The organism is Alteripontixanthobacter maritimus, from assembly GCF_003340475.1.
Taxonomy (GTDB): domain Bacteria; phylum Pseudomonadota; class Alphaproteobacteria; order Sphingomonadales; family Sphingomonadaceae; genus Alteripontixanthobacter; species Alteripontixanthobacter maritimus.
Genome location: NZ_QBKA01000002.1, coordinates 460,109 through 484,345 on the forward strand (window position 1 = coordinate 460,109; position 24,237 = coordinate 484,345).

Annotated in this window: 26 protein-coding genes; 16 read left to right on the forward strand and 10 right to left on the reverse strand. The window is 61.5% G+C overall.

Translation table 11 applies throughout. The features are described from left to right. Positions 1-101: 101 nt before the first annotated feature. The 5 genes from HME9302_RS02315 to HME9302_RS02335 all read left to right on the forward strand — a co-directional run bounded on the left by HME9302_RS02315 (position 102) and on the right by HME9302_RS02335 (position 4,686). Positions 102-1,274: an acetyl-CoA C-acetyltransferase gene (locus HME9302_RS02315; RefSeq protein ID WP_115365672.1), complete on the forward strand. Its 1,173-nt coding sequence runs from the start codon at positions 102-104 to the stop codon at positions 1,272-1,274. A 142-nt stretch (positions 1,275-1,416) separates the two neighbouring features. After that, a complete protein-coding gene (locus HME9302_RS02320; RefSeq protein ID WP_115367410.1) occupies positions 1,417-2,202 on the forward strand; it encodes an SDR family NAD(P)-dependent oxidoreductase in 786 nt (261 codons plus the stop codon). A 166-nt stretch (positions 2,203-2,368) separates the two neighbouring features. Then, entirely contained in the window at positions 2,369-3,241 is an 873-nt protein-coding gene (locus HME9302_RS02325) for a crotonase/enoyl-CoA hydratase family protein (RefSeq protein ID WP_115365673.1), read from the forward strand. Positions 3,242-3,243: 2 nt separating this feature from the next. Beyond that, entirely contained in the window at positions 3,244-4,161 is a 918-nt protein-coding gene (locus tag HME9302_RS02330) for a phosphorylase family protein (protein ID WP_115367411.1), read from the forward strand. A gap of 75 nt (positions 4,162-4,236) precedes the next feature. Continuing rightward, positions 4,237-4,686 carry a MarR family winged helix-turn-helix transcriptional regulator gene (locus tag HME9302_RS02335; protein ID WP_115365674.1) on the forward strand — a complete coding sequence of 150 codons (450 nt, stop codon included), beginning with the start codon at positions 4,237-4,239 and terminating at the stop codon, positions 4,684-4,686. 94 nt (positions 4,687-4,780) lie between these two features. Here the strand turns inward: HME9302_RS02335 and HME9302_RS02340 are convergent, their stop codons facing one another. From HME9302_RS02340 to HME9302_RS02370, 7 genes are all read right to left on the reverse strand, one after another. Then, complete coding sequence (locus HME9302_RS02340) at positions 4,781-5,794, reverse strand: type II secretion system F family protein (RefSeq protein ID WP_115365675.1); 1,014 nt, start codon at positions 5,792-5,794, stop codon at positions 4,781-4,783. A 16-nt stretch (positions 5,795-5,810) separates the two neighbouring features. After that, positions 5,811-6,782, reverse strand: coding sequence for a type II secretion system F family protein (locus HME9302_RS02345; RefSeq protein ID WP_115365676.1), 972 nt, complete (start codon positions 6,780-6,782; stop codon positions 5,811-5,813). Between the two features lie 47 nt (positions 6,783-6,829). Next, complete coding sequence (locus HME9302_RS02350; protein ID WP_115365677.1) at positions 6,830-8,119, reverse strand: pilus assembly protein CpaE; 1,290 nt, start codon at positions 8,117-8,119, stop codon at positions 6,830-6,832. Between the two features lie 14 nt (positions 8,120-8,133). After that, complete coding sequence (locus tag HME9302_RS02355; protein ID WP_115367412.1) at positions 8,134-8,778, reverse strand: CpaD family pilus assembly protein; 645 nt, start codon at positions 8,776-8,778, stop codon at positions 8,134-8,136. 14 nt (positions 8,779-8,792) lie between these two features. After that, the gene (locus HME9302_RS02360; protein ID WP_115367413.1) at positions 8,793-10,439 is read right to left on the reverse strand and encodes a type II and III secretion system protein family protein; all 1,647 of its coding nucleotides are present in this window, start codon (positions 10,437-10,439) and stop codon (positions 8,793-8,795) included. A gap of 64 nt (positions 10,440-10,503) precedes the next feature. Further along, positions 10,504-11,535 carry a Flp pilus assembly protein CpaB gene (gene cpaB / locus HME9302_RS02365; protein WP_115365678.1) on the reverse strand — a complete coding sequence of 344 codons (1,032 nt, stop codon included), beginning with the start codon at positions 11,533-11,535 and terminating at the stop codon, positions 10,504-10,506. Between the two features lie 87 nt (positions 11,536-11,622). Then, entirely contained in the window at positions 11,623-12,186 is a 564-nt protein-coding gene (locus tag HME9302_RS02370) for an A24 family peptidase (RefSeq protein ID WP_115365679.1), read from the reverse strand. 111 nt (positions 12,187-12,297) lie between these two features. On the opposite strand from HME9302_RS02370, the gene HME9302_RS02375 reads away from it, so the two are divergent. Genes HME9302_RS02375 through HME9302_RS02385 form a run of 3 tightly spaced genes read left to right on the forward strand, consistent with a single transcriptional unit; the run spans position 12,298 to position 14,692 of the window. Further along, a complete protein-coding gene (locus tag HME9302_RS02375; RefSeq protein WP_115365680.1) occupies positions 12,298-13,356 on the forward strand; it encodes an alpha/beta fold hydrolase in 1,059 nt (352 codons plus the stop codon). Positions 13,357-13,397: 41 nt separating this feature from the next. Next, positions 13,398-14,462, forward strand: coding sequence for an NAD(P)/FAD-dependent oxidoreductase (locus HME9302_RS02380; protein ID WP_230080027.1), 1,065 nt, complete (start codon positions 13,398-13,400; stop codon positions 14,460-14,462). A gap of 47 nt (positions 14,463-14,509) precedes the next feature. Then, complete coding sequence (locus HME9302_RS02385) at positions 14,510-14,692, forward strand: YegP family protein (protein WP_115367414.1); 183 nt, start codon at positions 14,510-14,512, stop codon at positions 14,690-14,692. Between the two features lie 18 nt (positions 14,693-14,710). Here the strand turns inward: HME9302_RS02385 and rnhA are convergent, their stop codons facing one another. The 3 genes from rnhA to ispH are packed head-to-tail and all read right to left on the reverse strand — an operon-like array spanning position 14,711 to position 17,185. Then, positions 14,711-15,172 carry a ribonuclease HI gene (gene rnhA, locus HME9302_RS02390; protein WP_115365682.1) on the reverse strand — a complete coding sequence of 154 codons (462 nt, stop codon included), beginning with the start codon at positions 15,170-15,172 and terminating at the stop codon, positions 14,711-14,713. Further along, complete coding sequence (thrB, locus tag HME9302_RS02395; RefSeq protein ID WP_115365683.1) at positions 15,169-16,167, reverse strand: homoserine kinase; 999 nt, start codon at positions 16,165-16,167, stop codon at positions 15,169-15,171. Before thrB ends, rnhA begins: the two co-directional genes overlap by 4 nt. Positions 16,168-16,186: 19 nt before the next feature. Continuing rightward, positions 16,187-17,185, reverse strand: coding sequence for a 4-hydroxy-3-methylbut-2-enyl diphosphate reductase (ispH, locus tag HME9302_RS02400; RefSeq protein ID WP_115365684.1), 999 nt, complete (start codon positions 17,183-17,185; stop codon positions 16,187-16,189). Positions 17,186-17,314: 129 nt separating this feature from the next. Here ispH and HME9302_RS02405 point away from each other — a divergent pair, with 129 nt between their 5' ends. The 8 genes from HME9302_RS02405 to tatB all read left to right on the forward strand — a co-directional run bounded on the left by HME9302_RS02405 (position 17,315) and on the right by tatB (position 24,236). Next, on the forward strand, positions 17,315-17,971 hold the full coding sequence (locus tag HME9302_RS02405; RefSeq protein WP_115367415.1) for a hypothetical protein: 657 nt from the start codon (positions 17,315-17,317) through the stop codon (positions 17,969-17,971). Between the two features lie 87 nt (positions 17,972-18,058). Then, on the forward strand, positions 18,059-19,849 hold the full coding sequence (gene argS / locus HME9302_RS02410; RefSeq protein WP_115365685.1) for an arginine--tRNA ligase: 1,791 nt from the start codon (positions 18,059-18,061) through the stop codon (positions 19,847-19,849). 3 nt (positions 19,850-19,852) lie between these two features. Next, entirely contained in the window at positions 19,853-20,755 is a 903-nt protein-coding gene (locus tag HME9302_RS02415) for an SPOR domain-containing protein (RefSeq protein WP_230079842.1), read from the forward strand. Positions 20,756-20,913: 158 nt separating this feature from the next. Further along, positions 20,914-21,945 (forward strand): beta-N-acetylhexosaminidase, encoded by a 1,032-nt coding sequence (gene nagZ, locus HME9302_RS02420; protein ID WP_115365686.1) that lies wholly within the window; start codon positions 20,914-20,916, stop codon positions 21,943-21,945. Between the two features lie 86 nt (positions 21,946-22,031). Beyond that, positions 22,032-22,802, forward strand: coding sequence for a segregation and condensation protein A (locus HME9302_RS02425; RefSeq protein ID WP_115367417.1), 771 nt, complete (start codon positions 22,032-22,034; stop codon positions 22,800-22,802). Then, positions 22,799-23,428, forward strand: coding sequence for an SMC-Scp complex subunit ScpB (gene scpB / locus HME9302_RS02430; protein ID WP_115365687.1), 630 nt, complete (start codon positions 22,799-22,801; stop codon positions 23,426-23,428). The genes HME9302_RS02425 and scpB overlap by 4 nt, the downstream gene beginning before the upstream one ends. A gap of 57 nt (positions 23,429-23,485) precedes the next feature. Further along, positions 23,486-23,749 carry a twin-arginine translocase TatA/TatE family subunit gene (locus HME9302_RS02435; RefSeq protein ID WP_115365688.1) on the forward strand — a complete coding sequence of 88 codons (264 nt, stop codon included), beginning with the start codon at positions 23,486-23,488 and terminating at the stop codon, positions 23,747-23,749. A 28-nt stretch (positions 23,750-23,777) separates the two neighbouring features. Continuing rightward, a complete protein-coding gene (gene tatB / locus HME9302_RS02440) occupies positions 23,778-24,236 on the forward strand; it encodes a Sec-independent protein translocase protein TatB (protein ID WP_115365689.1) in 459 nt (152 codons plus the stop codon). Position 24,237 lies beyond the last annotated feature (1 nt).

Sequence of the window (24,237 nt, forward strand, 5' to 3'; positions counted from 1 at the left end):
CAAGCGTGCAGCGGCAAGTCCGGCGGCGTTTTCCTTGACGCGGCGATACGCCATGCGACAAGTGGCCAATCGAAACTGGTTGGAAAAGACAGGAGAGCAGCGTGGCCGAAGCCTATATCGTCGAAGCAGTCAGGACCGCAGGCGGGCGGCGCGGTGGCCGGTTGGCTGGCGTCCACCCGGTCGATCTGGCGGCCAGATCGCTCGATGCGGTGATGGAGCGCAGCGGGGTCGACCCCCAGGGTATCGACGATGTGATCATGGGCTGCGTCAGCCAGGCGGGCGAACAGGCCATGCAGGTTGGGCGCAATGCCGTGCTCGCTAGCAAGCATCTGCTCGAATCGACACCGGCTGTCACTATCGACCGCCAGTGCGGATCGAGCCAGCAGGCCATCCAGTTTGCCGCGCAGGCCGTGATGAGCGGCACACAGGATGCTGTCATCGCCGCAGGGATCGAGAGCATGAGCCGCGTACCGATGGGTTCCACCGCCACGCTGCACATGAAGGAAGGGCTGGGCGGCTACAAATCGCCCGGTTTGGAAGAAAAATATCCCGGCATCATGTGGTCGCAATTCATGGGCGCCGAGATGATCGCGCAGAAGCACGATCTGTCGAAGGACGATCTCGACCGGTTCTCGCTCTCCAGTCATGAAAAAGCCATCGCGGCCACGAAGTCCGGCGCGTTCGACGCTGAAATTGTCCCCGTCGCCATCGAAACCCCCGAGGGCGAGGAGATGCACACGGTGGACGAGGGCATCCGGTTCGACGCAACGCTCGATAGCATCGCATCCGTCAAGAAACTGAGCGAGGAGGGGCGCATTACGGCCGCTAGTGCCAGCCAGATTTGCGACGGGTCGAGCGCGGTCATGGTAGTGTCGGAGCAGTTTCTGAAGGACCATAACCTCACACCGATGGCGCGCATTCACAATCTTACCGTGACGGCGGGTGATCCGGTCATCATGCTGGAAGAACCGCTGTTCGCGACCGACAAGGCGCTGAAACGTGCGGGCATGACAATGGATGAGATCGACCTGTACGAAGTGAACGAGGCCTTTGCGCCAGTGCCGCTGGCATGGCTGAAGCACACCGGTGCCGATCCCGATAAGTTGAACGTCAATGGCGGCGCGATTGCGCTGGGCCACCCGCTCGGCGCATCGGGAACCAAGCTGATGGCGACCCTGCTACAAGGCTTGAAGGCACGCGGCGGAAGATACGGCCTGCAAACTATGTGCGAAGGCGGCGGCGTGGCGAATGTAACGATTGTCGAGGCACTTTAAGAGACAGATCAACTTTTCTAGTTTCCGCTCAGCCTAAGCTTATCGAAGAATCGCACTTTTCTTCTGACCTTACGCCAAAGTTAAGTACGGTCCTTCGACCAGCTCAGGACGAGCGGTTTTCTCTGTTACAAGGATTTTAATGATGGAAATCAACGCAAACACACCCGCGGTCGTCACCGGTGGCGCATCCGGACTTGGCGAAGCAACCGCGCGCGCTCTGGCGGCCAAGGGGGCTAAAGTCGCTATTTTCGACTTGCAGGAGGAGAAGGGCCAGGCCGTCGCCAAGGATATTGGCGGCATTTTCTGCGAAGTGAACGTGACGACCGACGAGAGCGTCGATGCCGGCTTTGCCAAGGCACGCGAAGCCCATGGGCAGGAACGGATACTGGTCAATTGCGCCGGTACCGGCAGCGCGATCAAGACCGCTAGCCGCGATAAGCAGACAGGCGAGATCAAGCACTTCCCGCTCGATGCGTTCAACTGGCTGATCCAGATCAACCTCGTCGGCACCTTCCGCTGCATCGCCAAATCCGCCGCCGGCATGATGAGCGCCGATCCGCTGTCCGATGACGGTGACCGCGGTGCTATCGTGAACACCGCCAGCGTTGCGGGCGAAGATGGCCAGATCGGACAGGCGGCCTACTCCGCGTCCAAAGGCGGCGTCATCGGCATGACCCTGCCCATCGCGCGCGACCTGATGCGCGAAGGAATTCGGGTGAACACCATCCTGCCGGGCATTTTCAACACCCCGCTGATGAACGCGGCGCCGCCGCAGGTGAAGGAAGCGCTGGCAGCCAGCGTGCCGTTCCCCAAACGGCTTGGCCATCCTGAAGAATACGCACATCTTGCCTGCGCCATGATTGAAAACGGCTATTTCAATGGCGAGGACGTGCGTCTCGACGGTTCCATCCGCATGGCCCCCCGTTAAAGTGCTCGCTTCCGCAACAGGTTCCGCTCTCCATATTTAATGGGGGAGCGGAACTAGTTGTGAACAACCCAGTCCTGCGGCGAAACGGCGGGCTAACCCTTGTGCGTGCATATATAACCAGCGTTACCTTATAACACGATCATACCCCCGGACAGGAACCCTATCGATGACCGGATATTCGCAGATCGCCTTCGACATTACCGACCGGATTGCGACCATCACTCTCGACCGGCCGGAGAAGCTGAACGCCTATACCCGCCATATGATGGCCGAGATCTGCGATGCTATCGACCGCACGGACAAGGATGACGATGTGCGCGCGGTTATCTTCACCGGCTCCGGCGAGCGGGCGTTTTGCGCTGGTGCCGACCTTACGCCTGAAAGCGGCGACCGGCCCTTCGCCAGTGCCCGGGAAGTGGACGATCTGTCCGATGATATCGTGCGCGATGGCGGCGGGCGGCTGACGCTACGTCTGTTCAATTCGAAAAAGCCGTTGATTTCGGCCTGCAATGGTGTGGCAGTCGGCGTTGGCGCGACGATGCAACTGCCGATGGATATGCGGCTGGCATCCGAAAATGCGCGGTTCGGTTTTGTGTTTGCGAAACGCGGCATCGTGCCGGAGGCAGCCTCCAGCTGGTTTCTGCCGCGACTAGTGGGGATGCAAACAGCCCTGGAATGGACCATGACAGGCCGGATTTTCGGTGCGGACGAAGCGTTGAAGCACGGTCTTGTCCGCTCCATCCATCCGCAAAGCGAGCTGCTGGTGGCGGCACACGAACTGGCCAGCGAGATCGCGGAAAATACCTCCGCCGTTTCCATCGCCATGACCCGTGCGATGCTGTGGCGGCTATCCGCGACCGAACATCCGATGATGGCGCACCGGATGGACAGCCGTTCGATCTATCGCCTGTCTCGCAGTGACGACGCGAAGGAGGGCATCGCCAGCTTTCTTGAAAAGCGTGCCCCCGAATTTACGGACACTGTTGTAGACGATATGCCCGATTTTTACCCCTGGTGGCAGGAGCCGGAATACAAATGACGATGGCAACACCCCCCGGTGCCTGGCACATCGGCGTCATCGGCGGTTCCGGCCTGTACGAGACGGCCCCGCTGGATGACGCGCAGCAGATCGATGTGCAATCGTCCTTCGGTTCGCCTTCCGGTCCCATTACGACCGGTACGCTAACGGGCACGGACGGTCCGGTGCGCTTCACCTTTCTTGCCCGTCACGGGGCGGGGCACACGCTTCCGCCATCGGCCATCAACTACCGTGCCAATGTCGATGTGTTGAAACGTTGCGGGGTGACCGACGTGCTGGCGATCAGCGCTATCGGCAGCTTGCAAGAAGAATACGCGCCGGGCGATTTCATGGCGGTGGACCAGATTATCGATCGCACCATGGATAGTACGACCGGACGCGAGCGCAGCTTTTTCGGGGCGGGCTGCGTTGCCCACGTACCGCTGGCCGATCCGGTCTGCCCGCAACTGTCGGTCATGGCCGCGAACGCAGCGGAGGCCGCAGGTGCCACCGTGCATCGCGGCGGAACCTATGTAGCCATCGAAGGACCGCAATTCTCCACCCGCGCCGAAAGCCACATGTACCGCGCATGGGGCGGTGACGTGATCGGCATGACCGCCATGCCCGAAGCGCGATTGGTGCGGGAGGCGGAACTGCCATACGCGCTGCTTGGCATGATTACCGATTACGATTGCTGGCGGGTCGGCGAAGACGGCGCAGCGCAGGACGTGGACATCGCCCAGATACTGGAAGTCATGGCGCGCAACGGCGATATCGCGCGCGCCGCGCTCGCACAGTTGGCTCAATCGCTACCGCCGCAACGCGACCCCAGCCCGACCGACACCATCCTCGACACCGCCATCATTACCGCTCCCGAGGCTCGCAATCCGCAAGTGATGGCGCGGCTGGATGCCATTGCAAAACGGGTTACGGGCGGGTGACGGGCGGTTGAACCGGGGCTGGAGCGCGGCCTATACCCTTGCAAAGACAAGCGGTTTCGTTTGTAACCTGCGGCCATGACCACGCGGCTTCCCGACTTTTTGCCCTACCAGCTCTCGATCACGTCCAACGCGATCAGCGGCCGGATTGCGGATTCTTATCGCGGGCAATTCGGGTTGAAAGTATCCGAATGGCGCGTGATGGCGGTGCTTGGCGACGCCGGCGCGCAGACGCAGCGTGAGCTGGCTGCCATGACGCTGATGGACAAGGTGGCGGTGAACCGCGCTTGCCGGTCGCTGGAAGAACGCGGTCTGGCGGTCAGGACGCCGAATTCGCGTGACGGACGTAGTCACCATCTGGCGCTGACGGACGAAGGTTCTGCCATCCATGCGCGGATCATGCCGCTGGCACTGGCGATGGAAGCGCGCTTGTTCGAAGGCTTCGACGAAGCGGAGCGGGCGCAGTTTTCCGCGATGATGCAACGGCTGCGAAAACGGGCAGGCGAACTGGCGGGCAGCCAGGACTGACCGCGAATATATTTGGTAGATGAACGCAATTGGCGGACACCGGATATTCCGATGCCCACCAAAATGGTGTTTTGTATTATGATCTAGAGCGCGGTCAGCCGCCACCCGGATTGGTTGCGAACGCATCGCTGATCGAACAGGCCGCAGGGCCCAGAATAACGATGAACAGCACCGGCAGGATGAACATGATTAGCGGTACGGTCATGATGGCTGGAAGGCGTGCAGCCTTTTCCTCGGCGCGCATCATGCGTTCATTCCGGAATTCAGCCGACAGCACGCGCAAGGCTGATGCCAGCGGAGTACCGTAGCGTTCGGTCTGGATCATGGTCGTGACCACACCCTGCACAGAGTCCAGGTTCACGCGGTAGGCCAGATTGGCAAACGCCATTTTGCGTTCGGTAAGGAAAGACAGCTCGATCGCGGTCAGGGCAAATTCGTCACCCAGTTCGGGATAGGCGCGGCCCAATTCCTTCGCCACGCGGTTGAACGCAGCATCGACCGTCAGGCCGGCCTCGGCACAGATGACCAGCAGGTCGAGTGCGTCGGGCAAACCCTTGCGAACCAAGTCTACGCGTTTGCTGGACTTGTTCTTCAGGAAGATCTCGGGGCCCTTGTAACCAAGTCCGACCGCTACCGTCAGTGCGCCCATCCGCTTCACACTCCCCCATTCAGGGAAGAAATCGAGAAGGTAGACCACCGAGAAGACGATCAGACCCATCACGATTGGCGCGATCAGGCGTAGCCCGATAACGATTGGAGCCAGTTCGCGATTGTTGCGGTAGCCGGCCCAGGCCAGCTTTTGCGCAATGGTGTCGATCTGGCTTTGCTGGAGCACCTTCATGTTCGACAGGGTGTCGCGCACCTTGTCGGTGGAATCGGTGCGGCGGACCAGGCTTGCCCGTTTGCGGGCGCCCTTGCTGACTATCCCGGCTTTAAGTTCTTCGCGTCGTTCGCCCAGCGCCTTGACGCGCTTGGCCATGGGATCCCTGATCGTCACGGCGGCATAGATTGCCATGACCACTCCGAGTGCGGCGATGCCGGCCAGAATGGTCCCAACGAATATGACATCGACGCCAAGCAGAGTGGGGCCGGGTGCGGTATCAAGCATGATTATCCCTTCCGGCTTAAATTTCGAAGCTGACCATCTTGGCCATGATGAAGGCCCCGATGGACATCCATACAAGGCCGCCGAGGCCGGTTGCGATCAGGCGGTCGTCTTCGAAGAAGCCGCCGATGTAATTGGGGTTGATCCACCAGATCATGAAAAACACAATGAAGGGGAGGGCACCCACGATATAGGCGGAAGCCTTCGATTCCGAGCTCATCGCCTTGATCTTCAGCTTCATCTGGCTGCGTTTACGTAAAACATCGGCGAGGTTGCTGAGCGTTTCAGCGAGGTTACCGCCGGTTTCGCGCTGAATGGCAAGAGTGATGCAAAAGAAGCTGAATTCCGGAATGTCGAGCCGATCTGCGGTTTCCTGCAGCGATTCTTCCATCGTGCGGCCGATCTTGATTCGCTCCACGATGCCTTTGAATTCCTCGCCTACAGGGCCGGGAAGCTCGGTCGCGACGACTGCCAGCGTCTCGGTCACCGGCAAGCCGGAGCGTAGACCGCGCACAAGCAGTTCGATAGCATCCGGAAACTTCACCGTGAACTTGGTGGTGCGCCGTTTTACGAAAAACCCGACCATCATGTGCGGCAAGCCGAACCCGATCACCGCCCCAATACCCAGCGCCAAGAACGCTGCACCGCTGCGAAGGTAGATCAGAACCGCGATAGCCGCAGACAGGCCGAGCGAAGTGTAGAGATATTGCGTTACGGTCCAGCCCTTGCCGGTCCGGTCGAGCCGGATTGCAAGCGCTTCGCCGCGTGAACCGGAACCCGCAACCTTGAAGGTTTTCGGTTTACGCGATGCGATGGCCTTCTTCAGCTGCGATTCCATCTTGGTATCGGCGCTGTCGGAATGCCGGAACCGGACCGCTTGCAGACGGCGGTTGCCGGCCTTCGCAGCCGACGGCCCGGCGACCAGCATATAGCCGATCACCAAAAGGGCCATGACGCCCCCGCCAAACAGCAGGAGTTGCATGATATTCATCTGCTATCCTCGCATCGAGTAAAAATCATCGCGGTCACGAAGCGGCCTTAACCGGCTGGCTCGAGCGCGGCCGACTTCTTCTTTTTCGGCAGCAATGACTTGAGGTCGAACCCGCCAAGAAGCGATTTTTTGTCGCCTGCACTTTCGCTATCGTCTTCGTCCTCCTCCGCTGCACCGATCACGTGTTTCGCCAAGTCGCGGATAATTGATGCTGCCTTGGTCGACTTGTTCGCATCGACGAAGGTCTGTCCTAGCTTGGCGGCATTGGCCGCTGCCTTCACGTCGTAGGGGATCGTGAAATCGACACGGCGTTCGATCGACGCTTCGTAATCCGCCTTGCTGATTTCAGCGACACCGGACTGCACGCGGTTGGCCACGATGACCGGCTGTGCATGAGGCGCATTGGCCTTCAGCCACGACAGGATCCGAATCGTATCGCGCGCACTGGCCAGCGTCATATCGCAAGCGAGAACCACCACGTTGATGCCGTTGAGCAGATGCGGGAAGTTGATGAGCATGTTGCGCGGCAGGTCGATCATGGTCATTTCGAATGCTGCGCGAAATTCCTCTTCCAGCTGCACGAACGCCGAACCATCGGTCATCAGCGGCGCGTTGATCGGCGCCTCGGCTGACAAGATTGCGAGATTGTCGTTCGCGCGGATCATGGCGCGTTCGATGAACAGGCCGTCGATCCGGCTGGGATTGTCGATCGCGTCGGTCAGACCGCGGCCAGGCTCCAGATCAAGGGCCAGCGCGCCGGTGCCGAAATGCACGTCAAGATCGAGCAGCGCGGTCGGCAGATGGTGTTCGGTACTAAACAACCAAGCGAGCGAAGTGGCCAGAGTGGACGCTCCCACGCCGCCCCGTGTACCGACTACGGCCGTTGAAACATGGCGCTTGGCCGAGTCCGGATCGCTGGCCTTGGGTGCGGAAAACACCTGCTGCGCCTGATTGAGCGAATCGCGCACTTGCCCGGCCGAAAGCGGCTTGAGCAGGTAATCGTGGATGCCGCTGGACAGCAGATCGCGGTACAGGCGCACGTCGTTGACCTGGCCGACCGCAATCACAACTGTGCCGGGCTCGCAAACTTCTGCCAGAGCGTTGATGTCATTCAGCGGGTCGCCGCTTTCCGACAGATCCACCATCAGGATATTGGGGCTGGCCGCAACCGATAGCGATTGCACCGCGTTGCGCAGTCCGCCTTTGGCGCATTTTTCCGGTTGCCAACCCAGTTCGACGACGACGGGACGCAACACGTCCAGCGCGGTATCGTCGCAGATGAAAGCGGCGAAGGGATCTCTGTTTCCGGCGTTACCGGGTTTCCAGGGAGCGTTCATTGTTCTGCTTCCTCTTAATCTGTGCCGACTTCGGTCACACCGTTTTCGCCGGTGGGTGCCTGATCGCGATAGGACTGGATTGCCTTGGTCGAGCTCATGATGACCGTTTCGCCCGTGCCATTCTGGCCAGCCAACAGGTCTTCAGGATTGGCAACCATCGCTGCCAGATTGCTGTTCACGCCGCAGCCGTAACCTGGCGATGTACCATTGGTGTAGTTCATGTCCGACTGGGCGGACCAGTCAGGGCAACCCGGCACGAAGGCATTTGCGCGCGTGATGATTACGCGGGTGCTGCCCGGGTTCACGAACCCCTCGGTTACCGGCGCACCATCGCTCAGCAACAGGCCATAACGGCCAGCCAGATCGCTTACGGCGTTGCGGGTGTATGGGTTAAGCGATGGGTCCTCGATCGAGACCCGGTCGCCGTAACGCAGGTCCATCGCTTCGAACCAAGCCGCCAGACGGCTTTGCTCGGGAATTGTCAGGCCGCTCCCGGTGGTGGCCACATCCAACGCGTAATTGGTCCGCTGAACCACTGGTTGTTTTTCGGAATACAGGCTGCGGTTCTGCGGCATTCCGCCGCAGGCGCCCAGCACCATCGTGGAAGAAAGCAAAGCCAGTCCGGCCAGTTTCGCAGGGTTCAAAATCGCGTTTTTCATCGCTTCCATCCTTCTCAATTCAAGTCGAAGCCAGGCGTGGGCGCCGGTGCATCGGCCTTTGCGCTACGGCTTTTCTTGCGCTGTTTCTTATCCGCGCGGCGGGCGGGCTTGTCTGCTGCGCCAGGCAGCAGGTCTTCCGCTTCGATGCGCGATACGTTCGGGTTCGGGGCGACCGCGCCAGCAGCTGTCGGCATCGGACGCTGCGCGCCTGAAATACCGTCATTGTCTCGGAACCCGATCAGGCGCTGCAATTCGTTCGGCGACTGGTAGCCATCGGTCGGCAGCTTGATCTCGTTCGCATTCACCGGGTTCACCAGATAAGGCGTCACGATGATCACCAGTTCGGTTTCGCCCTTGCGGAACGAGGTCGAGCGGAACAGATTGCCGAGGATCGGCACATCGCCAAGGCCGGGGGCCTTATCGATCGTGTTCTGCGCGCTGTTGCTCATCAGGCCGGCAATCATGAAGCTCTGGCCGGAGCCGAGTTCCACCGTGGTTTCCGCGCGGCGCACAGTCAGGGACGGGATCTGAAAACCGTTCTGGACAACCGCGTTCTGGCTGGAAAGTTCGGAAATTTCCGGCCGGACCCGCAGCGAGATACGACCATTGGCCAGCACTGTAGGCGTATAGGACAGGCTGACACCGAATTTACGGTAATCGATCGTCGTGGTGCCAAGTCCCTGATTGACCGGGATCGGAAACTCGCCGCCAGCAAGAAATTCTGCCGTTTCACCGGAAAGCGCCGTCAGGTTCGGCTGGGCGAGGGACGTCAACAAGCCAAGCCGTTCGGAGACATCGAACGCGCCGCCGATGTCCATACCGAACAGGCGTCCTGCAAATCGCAGCGCGGTCTGCCCGGCAGAGGGCGCAGGGAAGGAATACTGGGTGCCACCGGTGACGAATTCGCCGGTGCTCACGTCGAAAGGAAGCGAGATCGTTCCCGGTGGCAGGCCGAGTGAGGCAGACGCATCCAACACAGGCAGATTGCCATTGGCGCCGCCTGAAATGGTCGGCGCGCTGCTCCCACGGCGCGCGCCCAGCAGCAGCCCGCCGGTGTTGTCGCGGGTGTTGAGGCTGGAGCCGATTTCGCGAACCAGCGAACGGTTCACCTCGGCAAAGCGAACTTGCAGATTGACCTGCAGCGGAGTTGCCATCCGCAGGCGGCTGATAACATTGGCTTCTTCACCCAGGAAGGCACCGACAAGGCGTTCCGCCTCTGCGGCATCTTCCGGCGCGGTGACAGTTCCGGTCAGCAGCACCGTGTTCGCACCCATGGTCGATACCGCGATCTTGGCCTGTGGCATTGCCATTCCCAACATCTGATCCACGCTGTCGATATTGTTGCCGACACGCACATTGGCGGACCAGATTACGTCGCCCGCCGAATTGCTGGCATAGACAGTGGTTTCGCCGCCAGCCTTGCCGAACAGATAAAGCTGACTTTGCGATTTGATCTGGACGTCGGCCACACCGTCGTTGGCGATGAAGACATCGGCCATGGTACCGGGCACGCGGACCAACTGACCCTTCCCAATGGACAGGACCAGGTCCTGGGTCGGTGAAACCATCTGCTGCGCCGTGGCGGTGGCGACAGGCGCCATTGCCAGCGGCGCGGCGGCCAGGCTGCTTAGCAGCGCAGTTGCAAAAAAGCGGCGTTTCATGGGCTTGTCCCTCATGGTCTCGCCGATCTTTCGGCAAAGTGTGTTCTCGATGATGTTCATGGCCTTACTTTCCCACCGGTACGGCGGTGGTCTGCTTGCCGCGGGTGACGTTCACTACGGGGCCGACAGGGGCCACAGGCGCCGGTCGGGCGGTCGGAGCTGGTCCGGTAGAGGCGAAGGTTGCAGGGCCGTTGGCAACCGCTGTCGGTGCGGCTGGTCCCTTCTGTGATGGCGCGCTGCGCCGCTGGAACCGGGAAACGTCGCCGCCGGTAACATAGGTAGGCGCGCCGTCACTGGGCCGCGACATCGCCTGCCGCAGCAGCGCCTCTTCTTCCTCCGGCGTGGCATCGTCGGGCACTGTGATATCGCCCGCTGCGATAGCGCGTTCCAGCTCGCTCTGGCTGTCTGCAATGGAGCGCAGCGACAGGCTGAGCGTGCCGATGGTTTGTGCCACGGCGACCTTCTCCGCAATCTTGGGTGTTACTTCCAGCGTTACCGTACGAAAGGCGCGAACCACCGTGCGGCCCTCGACCTGTTCCTGCGTAGTGGACTGGTCGGTCGCCAGCACGCGAAGGTTGCTGAGGATCGTTTCCGAAGCCCTGAGCGCAGGGCCATCGCCCTTGACCGTCTGCGTCAGCATCAGATCGACCCGGTCACCCGGAAAGACGAAGCCGGCCACACCGGTCTTTGCCGATACGGGCACTGTAACAGCGCGCATGCCGGGGCCAAGCGCCGCTGCCAGGAAGCCGCGATCGCCGGGCTTCACCAAGCTACCCTGTGTGACAGGCTCGCCGGCTGTAACCTGGAAACGGACCACGGTGCCGAGCAGTTTGGTAATGTCGCTCTCGCCATCGATGAAATAGGCATCCTGCACCAGCTCTTCAGGCCATTGCTGGAACCCGATCGCATCAGCGGTGATGATGGTGCCGACGGGCAGGCCGCGATTGGCGACCAGGACCTTGGGGCCCTGGGCCACGGGGGCAGCAGCCTCGACCTGAGGCGCTGCAGCGCCTGCAAACATGCTACGCGCCGCCATTGCCGTGCCGATCGCGATGACCAGCGCTCCCAGCAGCAGAACCAGTTTCTTCCTGTCCATGGCTTGTCAGCCCCCTAGTTAACTTCCGTCCCTGTGGATGGGCGGGTATGGTTTTGATCGTTACGTCGGCATTGGTTAAAATCGGGTTCACCCCGATACGGCCGACCCTGTTTTCGAAGTGATATTGGAAAGCGCATCTGCCCCGGCGACCACGCTGGTGTTGCCGGTTTGCAACTGCTTTTGCGCGGCCGGTAAGGAATGAGCGCCGATGATCCAGAGACCGGCAATGGCGATGGCAATGCCATACGGAATTGCCAGCCGGTCCTTGCGGCGGCGCATGATATGCCAGCCACCAAATACGATGGTGAGGATGCCGCCGGTAATTGCCATGATGATAAGCAGCTTCAGGAACAGCATCGGCGTGATCCACAACGCCAGAGCCGTCAGCAGTTTGACGTCACCGCCGCCCATAGCGCGCAATGCGAAAAGCCCGGCCAGAACGACGAACGATGCCGCTGCCACTCCGAGCTGCAACAACACGCCGGGGTAGAGCGACAATCCGCTCGCCCACCAGAACAGCGGCGCAGCCACTGCGATGGCTGCAGTCAGCCAGTTGGCAATGCGGCGTGAGCGCAAGTCGGTAAACGCGGCATAAAGCAGCGCGATTGCCAACGCACATAGCAGACCGTAATGTAGGTATTCGTCCAGCATGTTGCCCCCGGGTCACTCCCCAATGAGGTCTTGCTACAGGTCATCACTTACCAAAAAGTAACCACCGCCGGATGCTCTGTATTAGGCACATGGCGAAAGCGGAGGCCAATTATGGCGCGCGAAGCAGGATCAGGACGAATACGAAACGGCGATGAGGCCGCAGGGGCGCGCGTTGCGGAATCCGGTGGTGCCGAAAATGGCCATGCTCCGATCGACCGCCGTGCTATCCCCGATCATGCGAAAGAAAGCCTGTGGCACGCGCCCGATGGCCATGCGATCCGCCGGATCGATTACCCCGGTGTCTCGCCAAAAGGTTCGATCCTGTTCTTGCCTGGGCGCGGCGATGCTTATGAAAAATATCTTGAAGCGATGGAGGAGTGGCACCGGGCGGGCTGGCGCGTAACCGGAGCCGACTGGCGCGGGCAGGCCGGATCCGGCCGGCTTGGCAAGGACGAAGTGACCGGTCATGTTTCCGACTTTTCCGACTGGATCGATGACCTGCGGCGTTTGTGGAGCGATTGGCAGGCCGAAACGCCGGGGCCGCATATCCTCGCCGCGCATTCGATGGGTGGCCACCTCGCGTTGCGCGCGGTCGTGGAGGGCGCGGTGCAGCCGGACGGGCTGATCCTGTCAGCCCCTATGCTGGGCTTTACCGCGCAGAAACTTCCGATCGCACTGATGCATGGCGCGGCGCGGCTGATGGCCCGCATGGGAGATCCTGCGCGCCCGGCCTGGAAGTGGAGTGAGAAACCGGGCGAGATCCCGGCCCGCCGCCGCGCGCTGCTGACCCATGACGACGAGCGCTATGAAGACGAGCTGTGGTGGCGCGACATGCGGCCCGAACTGGTCATGGGCCCGGGCAGTTGGGGCTGGGTGGAGCGGGCCTATGCCTCGATGCGAGCGATGTTCGCCAAGGGGCGGCTCGAAGCGGTGCAAGTGCCGGTGTTAATCGTGGCCACCAGCAACGACAAACTGGTCGGCTTCGAAGCTATCGAGGAAGCGGCGGCCCGCCTGAACGATGCGGAACTGGTGACGTTCGGCAGGGAAGCGCGGCATGAAATTTTGCGCGAGGCAGACCCGATGCGCGCCCGCGCCATGACGGCGATCAATGCGTTTCTTGATCGTATTGCAAGTGAACATGCTCAGCGCCGGACGACGCGGCAGAGCTGATCTTGGACGAGATTTACGATATTGCTATCATCGGTGCCGGGATGGCCGGGGCCAGCCTTGCTGCCGAATGCGCTCCCGATGCGAGCGTGGTGGTGCTGGAAGCTGAGGATGCACCGGGCTACCACGCCACCGGCCGCAGCGCTGCGTTCTGGGAACAATGTTATGGCGGGCCGGACATTGTGCCGCTCACTCTGGCATCGGGCGAGTATCTTCGGGACGGCGGGTTCCTCGACCGGCGCGGCGCGTTGTACATTGCGCGCGAAGCGGACCAGTCGAAGATAGAAGCGTTCGCCGAACGGTTTGCAGGTTCGGGCGCACGCTTCAGCCGGATCGACCGGTCCGCTCTCAAACAGCACATACCGGGCTTGCACGACGCTTGGCGCCACGCAATTTGGCAGCCCGATTGCGCGGATATCGATGTGGCGGCGCTACACGCGCACTATCTTGCAGCGATACGGCGCAATGGCGGCGTTATGAGACTGCGCGCGCGGCTGAATGGGGTCCGCCGGCGCAAGGATGTGTGGGAGCTGGACTGCGAAAATGGCGATCCTGTGCATGCCAGGACGCTCGTCAATGCGGCTGGTCCGTGGGCCGATCCGGTGGCACAGATTGCCGGTGCCGCACCATGCGGCATCCAGCCCCTGCGCCGGACGGTTGTGCAGCTGCGCTGCGATCCTGCGCCCTTGCCGCGCCAACCGCTGGCCCTCGACATATCGGGCGGGTTCTATTTCAAGCCGGAGAGCGGACGCGTCTGGCTCAGCCCGCATGACGAAACGCCGAGCGCGCCGTGCGACGCAGCGCCCGAGGAACTGGCGGTGGCAGAGGCGGTGGCGCGTTTCGAACAGGTGGTCGACTGGCGCATTGGAGCGGTCGAGCGGAGCTGGGCCGGGTTGCGCAGCTTCACTGCCGACCGCAGGCCCGTCTATGGTTTCGACCCGGCAGTACCGGGTTTCTTCTGGTTTGCCGGGCAGGGCGGTTTCGGCATCCAGACCGCCCCCGCCGCAGCGCGACTGGGCTCGCAATTGCTTTTGGGCAAGCCGCGTGACGCAATGACAGCGGGGCTCGATGCGATGCTCTATTCGCCCGCGCGCTTCGGGTGCAATTAGTCACCACAATCGATATGGTATCCATACCGACAACGCAGGAGAACAGCATGTCCCATCGTTTCGAAGTGAGGAAGAACAAGGCGGGCGAGTTCGTCGCCTATTATGTGTACAACAGCGAATCCATCTTCTGGACCGAAGGATACAGCTCGAAAGCCGGAGCGATGAATGCAATCAAATCCATCAAGGAACGCGGTGCCGATGCCGAAGTGGTCGATACGACTGCCACATAGGAAAAAGGCGGCGGCGCTTTAAGCTTCGTCGCCGACGACCTGGCCGCGCGCGACCGCGTCGGCCGCGTTGCTGGCGAGCTGGTCCGCGCGCTCGTTTTCCGGGTGTCCGGCGTGGCCCTTCACCCAGTGCCACGTTACCCGGTGCCGGGTGTTGGCCTCGTCCAGGGCGCGCCACAGATCCTCGTTCTTTACGGGTTTCTTGGCCGCAGTTTTCCAGCCGCGCTTCTTCCAGCCGTGGATCCAGCCGGTAATACCGTCCATCACATATTTGCTGTCGGTGTAGAGATCGACCTGGCAGGCCTCTTTCAACGCGTCCAACGCCTGGATCGCAGCCAGCATTTCCATCCGATTGTTGGTTGTGTCGGGCTCGCCGCCCGAAATTTCCTTCTCGCGGCTACCCATGCGCAGCAACGCACCCCAGCCGCCGGGGCCGGGGTTGCCCTTGCAAGCGCCGTCTGTGAAAATCTCAACATTCTTCATATCGTAAAGGCCTGTGCGCCGTGTTCGGCATAGAAGGTCAGGCGGCGCGCAAACTCCATCGGGTCTTTCCGCGTCACCAGCGCATCGCCAGGCGTATCGATCCAGTCCGCCGCACGGGTTGCGACAAAGCGCATCGCTGCGCCCTGCGCCAGGATCGGGAGCGCGTCACGTTCGGCTGCGGATAGCGGTCGTACCGCTGCGTAACCTTCTAGCAGGGCCAAGCCGACTGCCGCGTCGAAATGCTCGCCCGTACGGTCGAAGCACCACGCGGCATGGGTTACGGCAAGGTCGTAAGCAGCCATGTCCTTGCAAGCAAAATAAAAATCGATCAGCCCGCTTACCGCATTTCCGCGCATCAGGACATTGTCTGGAAAAAGATCCGCATGGATGATCGCCTGCGGAAGATCGTCCGGCCACGCGGCCATAAGTCGAGGTAGATGCGCTTCGATAAATTCAGGCAGGTCGGCATCGATTTGCGCCAACTGGCTGTCGGTATATTGCCCCAACAGAGCCTGCCAGTCGGACGGTCGCAAATCGTTTTCGCGTGTTCCAGCGAAGTCTGCCGAAGCCAGATGCATACCGGCCAACGCCTTGCCCACCGAATGCGCCTGCGCCGGGGTGGGCCGATCCACCGAAACGCCCGGCAGGAATTCTATCAGCGCAACCGCCTTGTTTCCGACCATACGAAATGCAGCCCCGGAACGGTCGTGAATAGTGCGCGGTACGGGCAAGCTTGCGGCTGAAAGATGGTCGAGAAGTCCGAGGAAAAACGGCAGATCGCCGATCTTGATGCGCCGTTCATACATGGTGAGGATGTACCGCGCGCTGCCATGAGGGCTATCAACCCGCGCTGCGTCGGGGCCGGTGGTCTCCAGCAGCCAGTTGGAATTGGACACACCCTCCGCAATGCCTTTGGCCGACACCAGCTCGCCCACATCGTAATGCGCGATCAGTCCGGATAAATTTTCGGCGGAAAGATGGGTGTAGACGGCCATCGCCGGAATGCGCGCCGGTTCAGTCGGTCAATTGGCGGGGAAGCTTGAAAACCATCTTCTCCTGCGCGGACACGAATGTGTGTTCTTCCACCTCGCGCCATTCGGAAATGCGGTCGACGACTTCGCGAACCAGCTTTTCCGGTGCGCTCGCTCCGGCTGTCAGCCCCAGCGTTCCGACACCGTCCAGCCACGTAGGATCGATCTCGCTGGCGCGCTGGATCAGGCGGGCATCGGTGCCCAGCCGCTCGGCAACTTCAACCAGTCGCAGGGAGTTGGAAGAATTGGGTGCGCCGATCACCAGCACCAGATCGGAACCGGGTGCGATCTGCTTTACTGCCGCTTGCCGGTTGGACGTGGCATAGCAGATATCCTCCGCCTTGGGGCCGACGATATGCGGATATTTGATGCGCAATGCTTCCACGATGGCGTGCGTATCATCCACGGAAAGCGTGGTCTGGGTGAGAAAAGCCAGCGGGTCTTCGGCGGTGAAGGATAGCGCGGCAACGTCTTCCGCCGTTTCGACCAGCGTCATGGTTCCATCGGGAACCTGGCCCATTGTGCCGATTACTTCAGGGTGGCCCTGATGGCCGATGAAGACGATATGCCGTCCCGCCTCGATCTGACGTTCCGCCTGCCGGTGAACCTTGCTGACCAGCGGACAGGTCGCATCGAGATAGTCAAGCTTGCGGCGGTCCGCCTCGTGCGGGACCGATTTCGGCACTCCATGCGCGCTGAACACGACCGAGGCACCGTCCGGCACCTCGTCCAGCTCCTCTACGAAAATTGCGCCTTTCGCCTTCAGTCCGTCCACCACGTAGCGGTTGTGCACGATCTCGTGCCGCACATAGACCGGCGCGCCGTAGCGTTCCAGGCTTCGCTCGACGATTTCGATTGCGCGGTCCACTCCGGCGCAGAACCCGCGCGGCGCGGCTACCAGCAGAGTCAAAGCAGGTTTGCCGGACGGTTCGCCCGATACGGGATCGCTGCGCGTCTCGCTATCTTGAAAGGGAGCGTTCATCCCGCCGCCTCTAGCGCTTTGTCGGCGTGGCCGCTAGGGCGTCTCGCATATCCCGGCGCAGTTTTGCGGCAGGCCCCCCGGCCTCATCGCACTAAGGCGCTGTTGACCGACGATAAGGATCACGACCCGATGAACGCCATCAAGCGTATTGCCACACTTTCCCTGCTTTCCGGCGCAGCGGCCCTCGGCGGATGCGCCCAGGACGGCCAGTTGGTGCTGAGCGACGGGGTCGGCATCACGTCGGTTCGCGGCGTGTGTCCGGCAGTGGGCGTGCCCGATTATACAGGCGATATCACAACTTTCCGTACCCCAGGCAGTACGCTCGCGACCGATATGGACGTAACCGCCAGTATTACCAATGTTCGTTCCACGTGCGACGACAGCTCGGCAAAGGTGTACACCAACGCCACGTTCGACGTGCAGGCCCGCCGGTTCGACACGCGCGGCGCGCGGCAGGTACAGCTGCCGTTCTTCTCCACCGTCCTTCGCGGCGGCTCGACCGTGGTAAGCAAGCGCGTCGGCACGGTAACAGTGAACTTCGCCGATGGTGCGGAACGTGCAACGGCCAGCGCACAGGCAGGCGCCTTCATCGATCGCGCCGCTGCAACTTTGCCGGACGACGTACGCCGCCAGATAACTCGTCGCCGTAAGGCAGGCGACGCGGATGCCGCGCTCGATCCGCTGGCCGATCCGCAGGTTAAGGCTGCTCTCGACCGCGCGAATTTCGAGGTTTTGGTAGGTTTCCAGCTAACGCGGGACCAGTTGGCTTACAACGCCACGCGATAATGGCTTTAGGCAACGGCGATTGGCGGGCACCGCCTTTCGGCGTCTGACACCTTGCGATTCGCCTGCGTTCGGGTAACCCGCGCGCCTATGGCCGATAACCACACACCCTCCGCTGCCGACACCCGACCCAAGGCACTATACGCCCGTTTTGCCGAGAAACTGGATGCGGTGCTCAATGCACTGGAGATGGAAGCGACGCTTCCGCCCGGAACGCCGCGCAGCAATGTGACAATCGAGCCGCCGCGCGATGCGAGCCATGGAGACATGGCGACCAACGCTGCGATGGTCCTGTCGAAGGCCGCTAAGTCGAAGCCGCGCGACCTGGCCGAGACGATCACCACGCATCTTGCTCGCGATCCCGATATCGTGACTGCGGACATTGCCGGACCTGGCTTCATCAATCTGAAACTGGCCGACCGGGTTTGGGTGGAAGAACTGGAACGTATCGCCCAGCAGGGTGGGAATTACGGCCGTTCGGATGTCGGCGGCGGCAAGCGGGTGAACATTGAATTCGTCTCCACCAACCCGACCGGCCCGATGCATATGGGCCATTGCCGGGGCGCGGTGGTGGGCGACGCGTTGTCCTCGCTGCTCGAATGGACCGGCCACGAGGTCACCCGCGAGTATTATGTGAATGATGCCGGCGGTCAGGTTGATGTGCTCGCCCGCAGCGCGCACCTCCGCTATCGCGAGGCGCTGGGCGAAACCGTCACGATCCCGGAAGGGTTGTATCCCGGCAAATACCTCATTCCTGTGGGGCAGGACGCGGCCAACGAATTCGGCGACCGTTACAAGGACGCGCCGGAAGCGGAATGGCTGCAGATTTTTCGTGCCTTCTCTGTCGAACGAATGATGGACCTCATCAAGTCCGACCTGGCGCTGCTCGACATCCATCACGATGTGTTCGCATCAGAAGCGGCCTTGCAGGCGGCAGGCAAACCCGAAGCCGCCGAAAAATGGCTCCGCGAACACGACCTTGTCTATGACGGTGTGCTGGAAGCGCCGAAAGGCAAAACACTGGACGATTGGGAAGCGGTGGAGCTGCCGTTGTTCCGCTCGACCAGGTTCGGAGACGATCAGGATCGCCCGATCAGAAAATCCGATGGCAGCTGGACCTATTTCGGCGCTGATCTGGCCTACCATTTCCAGAAGGCGGAAAATGCCGACGCGCTGATCGATATTTGGGGTGCGGATCATGCCGGGACCGTGAAGCGCATCCGCGCTGCCGTCGCCGCCCTCACCGAAGGGGCCGATCGCGACGTGCCGTTCGACGTCAAGCTGGTACAGATGGTGCATTTGGTGCGCGGCGGCGAACCTGTGAAAATGTCCAAGCGCTCGGGCAACTTCATCACTTTGGCTGATACGGTAGAGGAAGTCGGCAAGGATGTGGTCCGCTTCACCATGCTGACCCGCAAGCCCGAAGCGCAAATGGAATTCGACTTCGCCAAGGTGGTGGAAGCGTCGAAGGACAATCCCGTGTTCTATGTGCAATACGCCCACGCGCGCATCCATTCGACGCTTCGCAAGGCGAAGGCAGGTGATGGAACAGGCGGCGAAAGTGTGGCGCCGTCGGGCAGGGCGCTGCACCGGCTGGAAACGGAAGAACTGGCGCTGGTGCGCGAGGCGGCGCAATTTCCGCGCATTGTGGAAGCCGCTGCGCTGGCCCGGGAGCCGCACCGCATCGCGTTCTATCTCTATGATCTTGCAGCCGCGCTCCACGCGCATTGGCATCTTGGGAATGACCGTCCGGAAAAACGCTTCATCGTGGCACAGGATAGCGAATTGACGGCAGCGAGACTTTTCCTTGGCGCGCAAATCGGGCAGGTTATCAAAAATGGCCTATCCATTCTGGGGGTAGCTGCCGTCGAGGAGATGTGACGCGTGGCGCAGGGCGCAGGCAGCGATACGGGCGGACACGGTTCGGGATTGAACCGGATGATCGACAGGGTCGCCCGAGAAGTGTCGCAGCGCATCAGGCACGGCAGACCGGATCCTGAGTACAGGGCAGCGAATATCGAAGAGCCGGGGGTGGCCGAACCGACAGCGGGCCACGAATTTCTTACCAAAGAGGATCTCATGACAGATCGGGACGAAACGCAAATTGATAATACCGAGGAGCTGGAACTCGCCAATGAGGACGAGCGTCTACCTTGGCTCGAATCCGCGGATTACGACGAGGAAGAGCCCGGCACCGATACCGGTAAGATCATTGCGTTTGTCCTTCTGGCGCTGGTCGCGCTGGCGTTGCTGATCGGCGGCATCTGGTGGCTATCCAATCGCGGTTCCGATTCCGATCTTGTTGCAGAAGGCGGTACGTTGGCTGCACCCGAGGGCGATTACAAGGAACGCCCCGAAGACCGTGGTGGCCGGGAGTTCGAGGGCGCGGGCGATAGTGCGCCAGCCGTTGGTGAAGGCCAGTCGCGCGAAGGCCGATTGGCCAACAGCAATACGAATGCCGGCTCTACGGGCGAAAGCGATGCCCGGCCGAGCATCGACCGCAACCAGTCCGGCGAGCGTCAAACGCCGGCTTCCGACAATGCGGCCAGTGGCGGTGTCGGCGTTCAGGTGGCGGCTTACTCCACCCCCGCCGGGGCCGAGCGGGGCTGGCAGGTTCTGTCGCGCCAGACCGATGTGCTGAAGGGCGTCAAGTATCGCGTCGTCAAAGGCGAAATCGATCGCGGTACCGTATACCGGTTGCAAGCGGTCACCAGCAGCACTGCCGCTGCGCGGAAGCTGTGCGATGCGTTGAAGGCAGACGGTCTGCCGTGTCAGGTCAAAAGCTGAACCTGAATTACAGTAGGGGGCGAGCGCTAACGCTGTCGCCGCGACATTGACAAGAACAGGGGGCGAATGGCGGGATAGCCTCCCGCCCCTTTCTGTTTTCCCCACCGTAGCCACCTGCCGCGCTTGCCTAGAGCGCGCAGTTCTGCGATTCTACCATCATGGTACCAGCAATTTTCGGCATCGCAGGCGCGCAGTTGAGCGCAGACGAACGCGCGTTCTTCAAGGCCGCCGATCCGGCAGGCTACATTCTGTTCGGGCGCAATTGCGAAACCCGCGACCAGATGCGCGCTTTGACAGATTCTATCCGCGAATTGCACGGGCGCGACGACGTACTTATCAGCATCGATCAGGAAGGTGGCCGCGTAGCGCGCATGAAGCCGCCCGAATGGCCCGGCTTCCCCGCTGGCGAGATTTTCGACAAGCTTTACCAGATCGCACCCGCCACGGCGATCGAAGCAGCCCGCATCAATGCCGAGGCGCTGGGCAGATCGCTGGCCGAAGTGGGTGTGAATGTGGACTATTACCCCTCGCTCGATGTGCGCCAGGCTGGTGCGCATGACGTGATCGGGGATCGTGCCCTGGGCAGCGAACCGATGCAGGTTGCCGCTCTTGGGCGGGCGATTCTGGACGGGTTGGAGAGGGCCGGCGTGGTTGGCTGCATCAAGCACATGCCGGGCCACGGGCGCACCACCACCGACACGCACAAGGAAATGCCCACGGTCACCGCGACCGAGGCGGAACTCGAAATCGACCTCGAACCGTTTCGTACCCTGTCGCATGCGCCCATCGGCATGACCGGGCACTTGCTGTTCACTGCATGGGATGCGGACAACGCAGCCACACAATCGCGCTTCGTCGTGCAGGACATCATCCGCGGCAAAATCGGTTTTGACGGACTGCTGCTGACCGACGATATCGATATGGAGGCGCTGTCCGGCACGGTCCCCGAGCGCAGCGAACGTGCACTTGCGGCGGGTTGCGATCTCACACTGAATTGCTGGGCGAAGCTCGATGACATGACCGGGATCGCGCAGCGTAATCCGCAGATATCTGAGGAAAGCCGCGCTCGACTTGATCGCGCCATGGCACATGCCGGCAAACCGGCAGAGTCTGGCCCCATGGCGGAATTGTTCGAACGGCGCGATAGCCTGCTGGCGCAAGTCGATAACGATGGGGTTCCCGACGCTTGAATGAGAACCTGCTCATCACGGGATCGGAACCGGCTGCCGTTCAGGACGAGCCCGAGAGTGATGGTGGGAAGGGTAATTGGCGCGGGATCGCCGCACCGGGCACAACCGATGACGGATCGTTATACCTGGCGATAGACGGGTGGGAGGGTCCGTTGGACCTGCTTCTGGATCTCGCCCGCCGCCAAAAGGTGGACTTGCGCGCAATTTCGATACTAGCGCTAGTCGACCAGTATCTCGACCATATCGACCGGGCAGGCGCGCTGCAGCTGGAGCTTGCGGCCGATTACCTGGTTATGGCAGCATGGCTCGCATATCTCAAATCATCCCTCCTGTTGCCGAAGGAAGAACAGGAGGAGCCGGGTCCGGAAGAACTGGCGTTACGCCTGCAATTGCGGCTCCAGCGCCTCGGCGCCATGCGCGAGGCGGCGGCGCGTCTGATGACCCGCGACCGGATCGGACGCGATGTGTTCCGCCGGCCCGCGCCCGAGGGATTGCGCACCGATCGCAAGACGGTGTGGCAATGCGACAGCTTCGCGCTGATGCAGGCCTATGGACAGGTAAAGGCGCGCACGGCGCCTGCCATCCACATGGTGCGCGACCGTGCGGTGATGACGCTCGACAGCGCGCTGGAGCGAGTTTCGGCCATGCTGGGCGTGACGCTGGACTGGCTGTCGCTGGAGGATTTCCTCCCGCCTCATGCCGAACCGCGCCTTCGTAAAAGCGCACTCGCGTCCAGCTTCGTGGCGGCGCTTGAACTGGCACGACTGCGCAAGGCGGAACTGGCGCAGGATGCGATCTTCGGTCCGCTGAGATTGCGGCGCCGGAAAGATGGTGCGCAGGCGAGCGCGACCTCATGAACAGCGAACCGGATGTAATGGTCCGCGCGGTCGAGGCGACGCTGTTCGCTTCGGAAGATCCTATGAGCGCCGAGCAACTGGCAACCCATCTGGGCGATGCAGCCTTGCGGGATGTCCGAGATGCGCTGCATCAACTGGCGCGGGATTATGCAGGCCGGGGCATCGCATTGGTGGAACGCGCGGGTCGCTGGCATTTTCAGACAGCGCCCGATCTGGCCCACCTCCTGCGCCGTGAACGCGAACAGGTCCGCCGCCTGAGCCGCGCCGGTACCGAAGTGCTGGCCATCATCGCTTATCATGAACCGGTCAGCCGGGCGGATATCGAATCGATTCGTGGGGTGCAAACCGCGAAAGGTACACTCGACGTGCTGATGGAAGCTGGCTGGGTAAAGGTCGCTGGTCGCCGTGAGGTCCCGGGCCGCCCGGTGATCTATGCTACAACACCGGAATTCCTGGCACATTTCGGGCTCGCATCGCGGCGTGATTTGCCGGGCATCGACGAATTGCGCGCGACGGGAATGCTCGATCCGGTAGACGAGGCGTTCGACGCCCTGATGGAAGATGACCCCGCCGACGCTGAGAGGGCAGGCAAGGATCGCGACCGAGAAACCGAATTGCGGGGCTGACTGGCGCTTGGCCCACTGTGCCCCTATATCAAGCGCAGGCAATGAGAGAGAGTTCCTATGGGCGGTATCGGCATCTGGCAAATCCTGATCGTGGCGCTGGTCATCCTCGTGCTATTCGGGCGTGGGCGGATTTCTGAAATGATGGGCGATTTCGGCAAGGGCATCAAAAGCTTCAAGCAGGGCATGGGCGACGAGGAAAAGTCGCATGACGAGAAGGCGGTTGCATCTCGCATCGAAGGGCCGTCTCACGAAGCCAAACCTGCCGGCGAAGCTGCACAGGACCCTCAGCCTGCACCCAATGATAAAACCCGCGCCAACTGACATTTCCGTAGCGCGGGTCTGCTGAGCCATGTTCGATATCGGCGCCTTCGAGCTACTGCTGGTGGTGGTGGTGGCGATCCTTGTGATCGGTCCGAAAGACATGCCCGCTGCCCTGCGCACGGCCGGACGCTGGATCGGCAAGGTGCGACGCGTGTCCAACCATTTCCGCAGCGGTATCGATACCATGATCCGCGAGGCGGAACTGGAGGATATGGATGCCAAATGGAAAGCGCAGAACGAACGCATCATGCGCGAGCACCCCGGTGGAAAGGACGCCGTGATCGGCGATGCGGACGAGTTGGCCGGAGAGGCTTCACCGATCATGGAGCCTCTTGCAGCACCTGAGCCAGCTTCTGAAAATGCGTCTGTACCACCGGCGCCAGATAGCGTTGACGACCCTGCGATAGCACGACCTGACGAGGAACCGGGACTGCCGTTTGGTAACTCCAACCCTCGCGGTCCTGTGCGCGGTCCGGCCGAGGACTGAG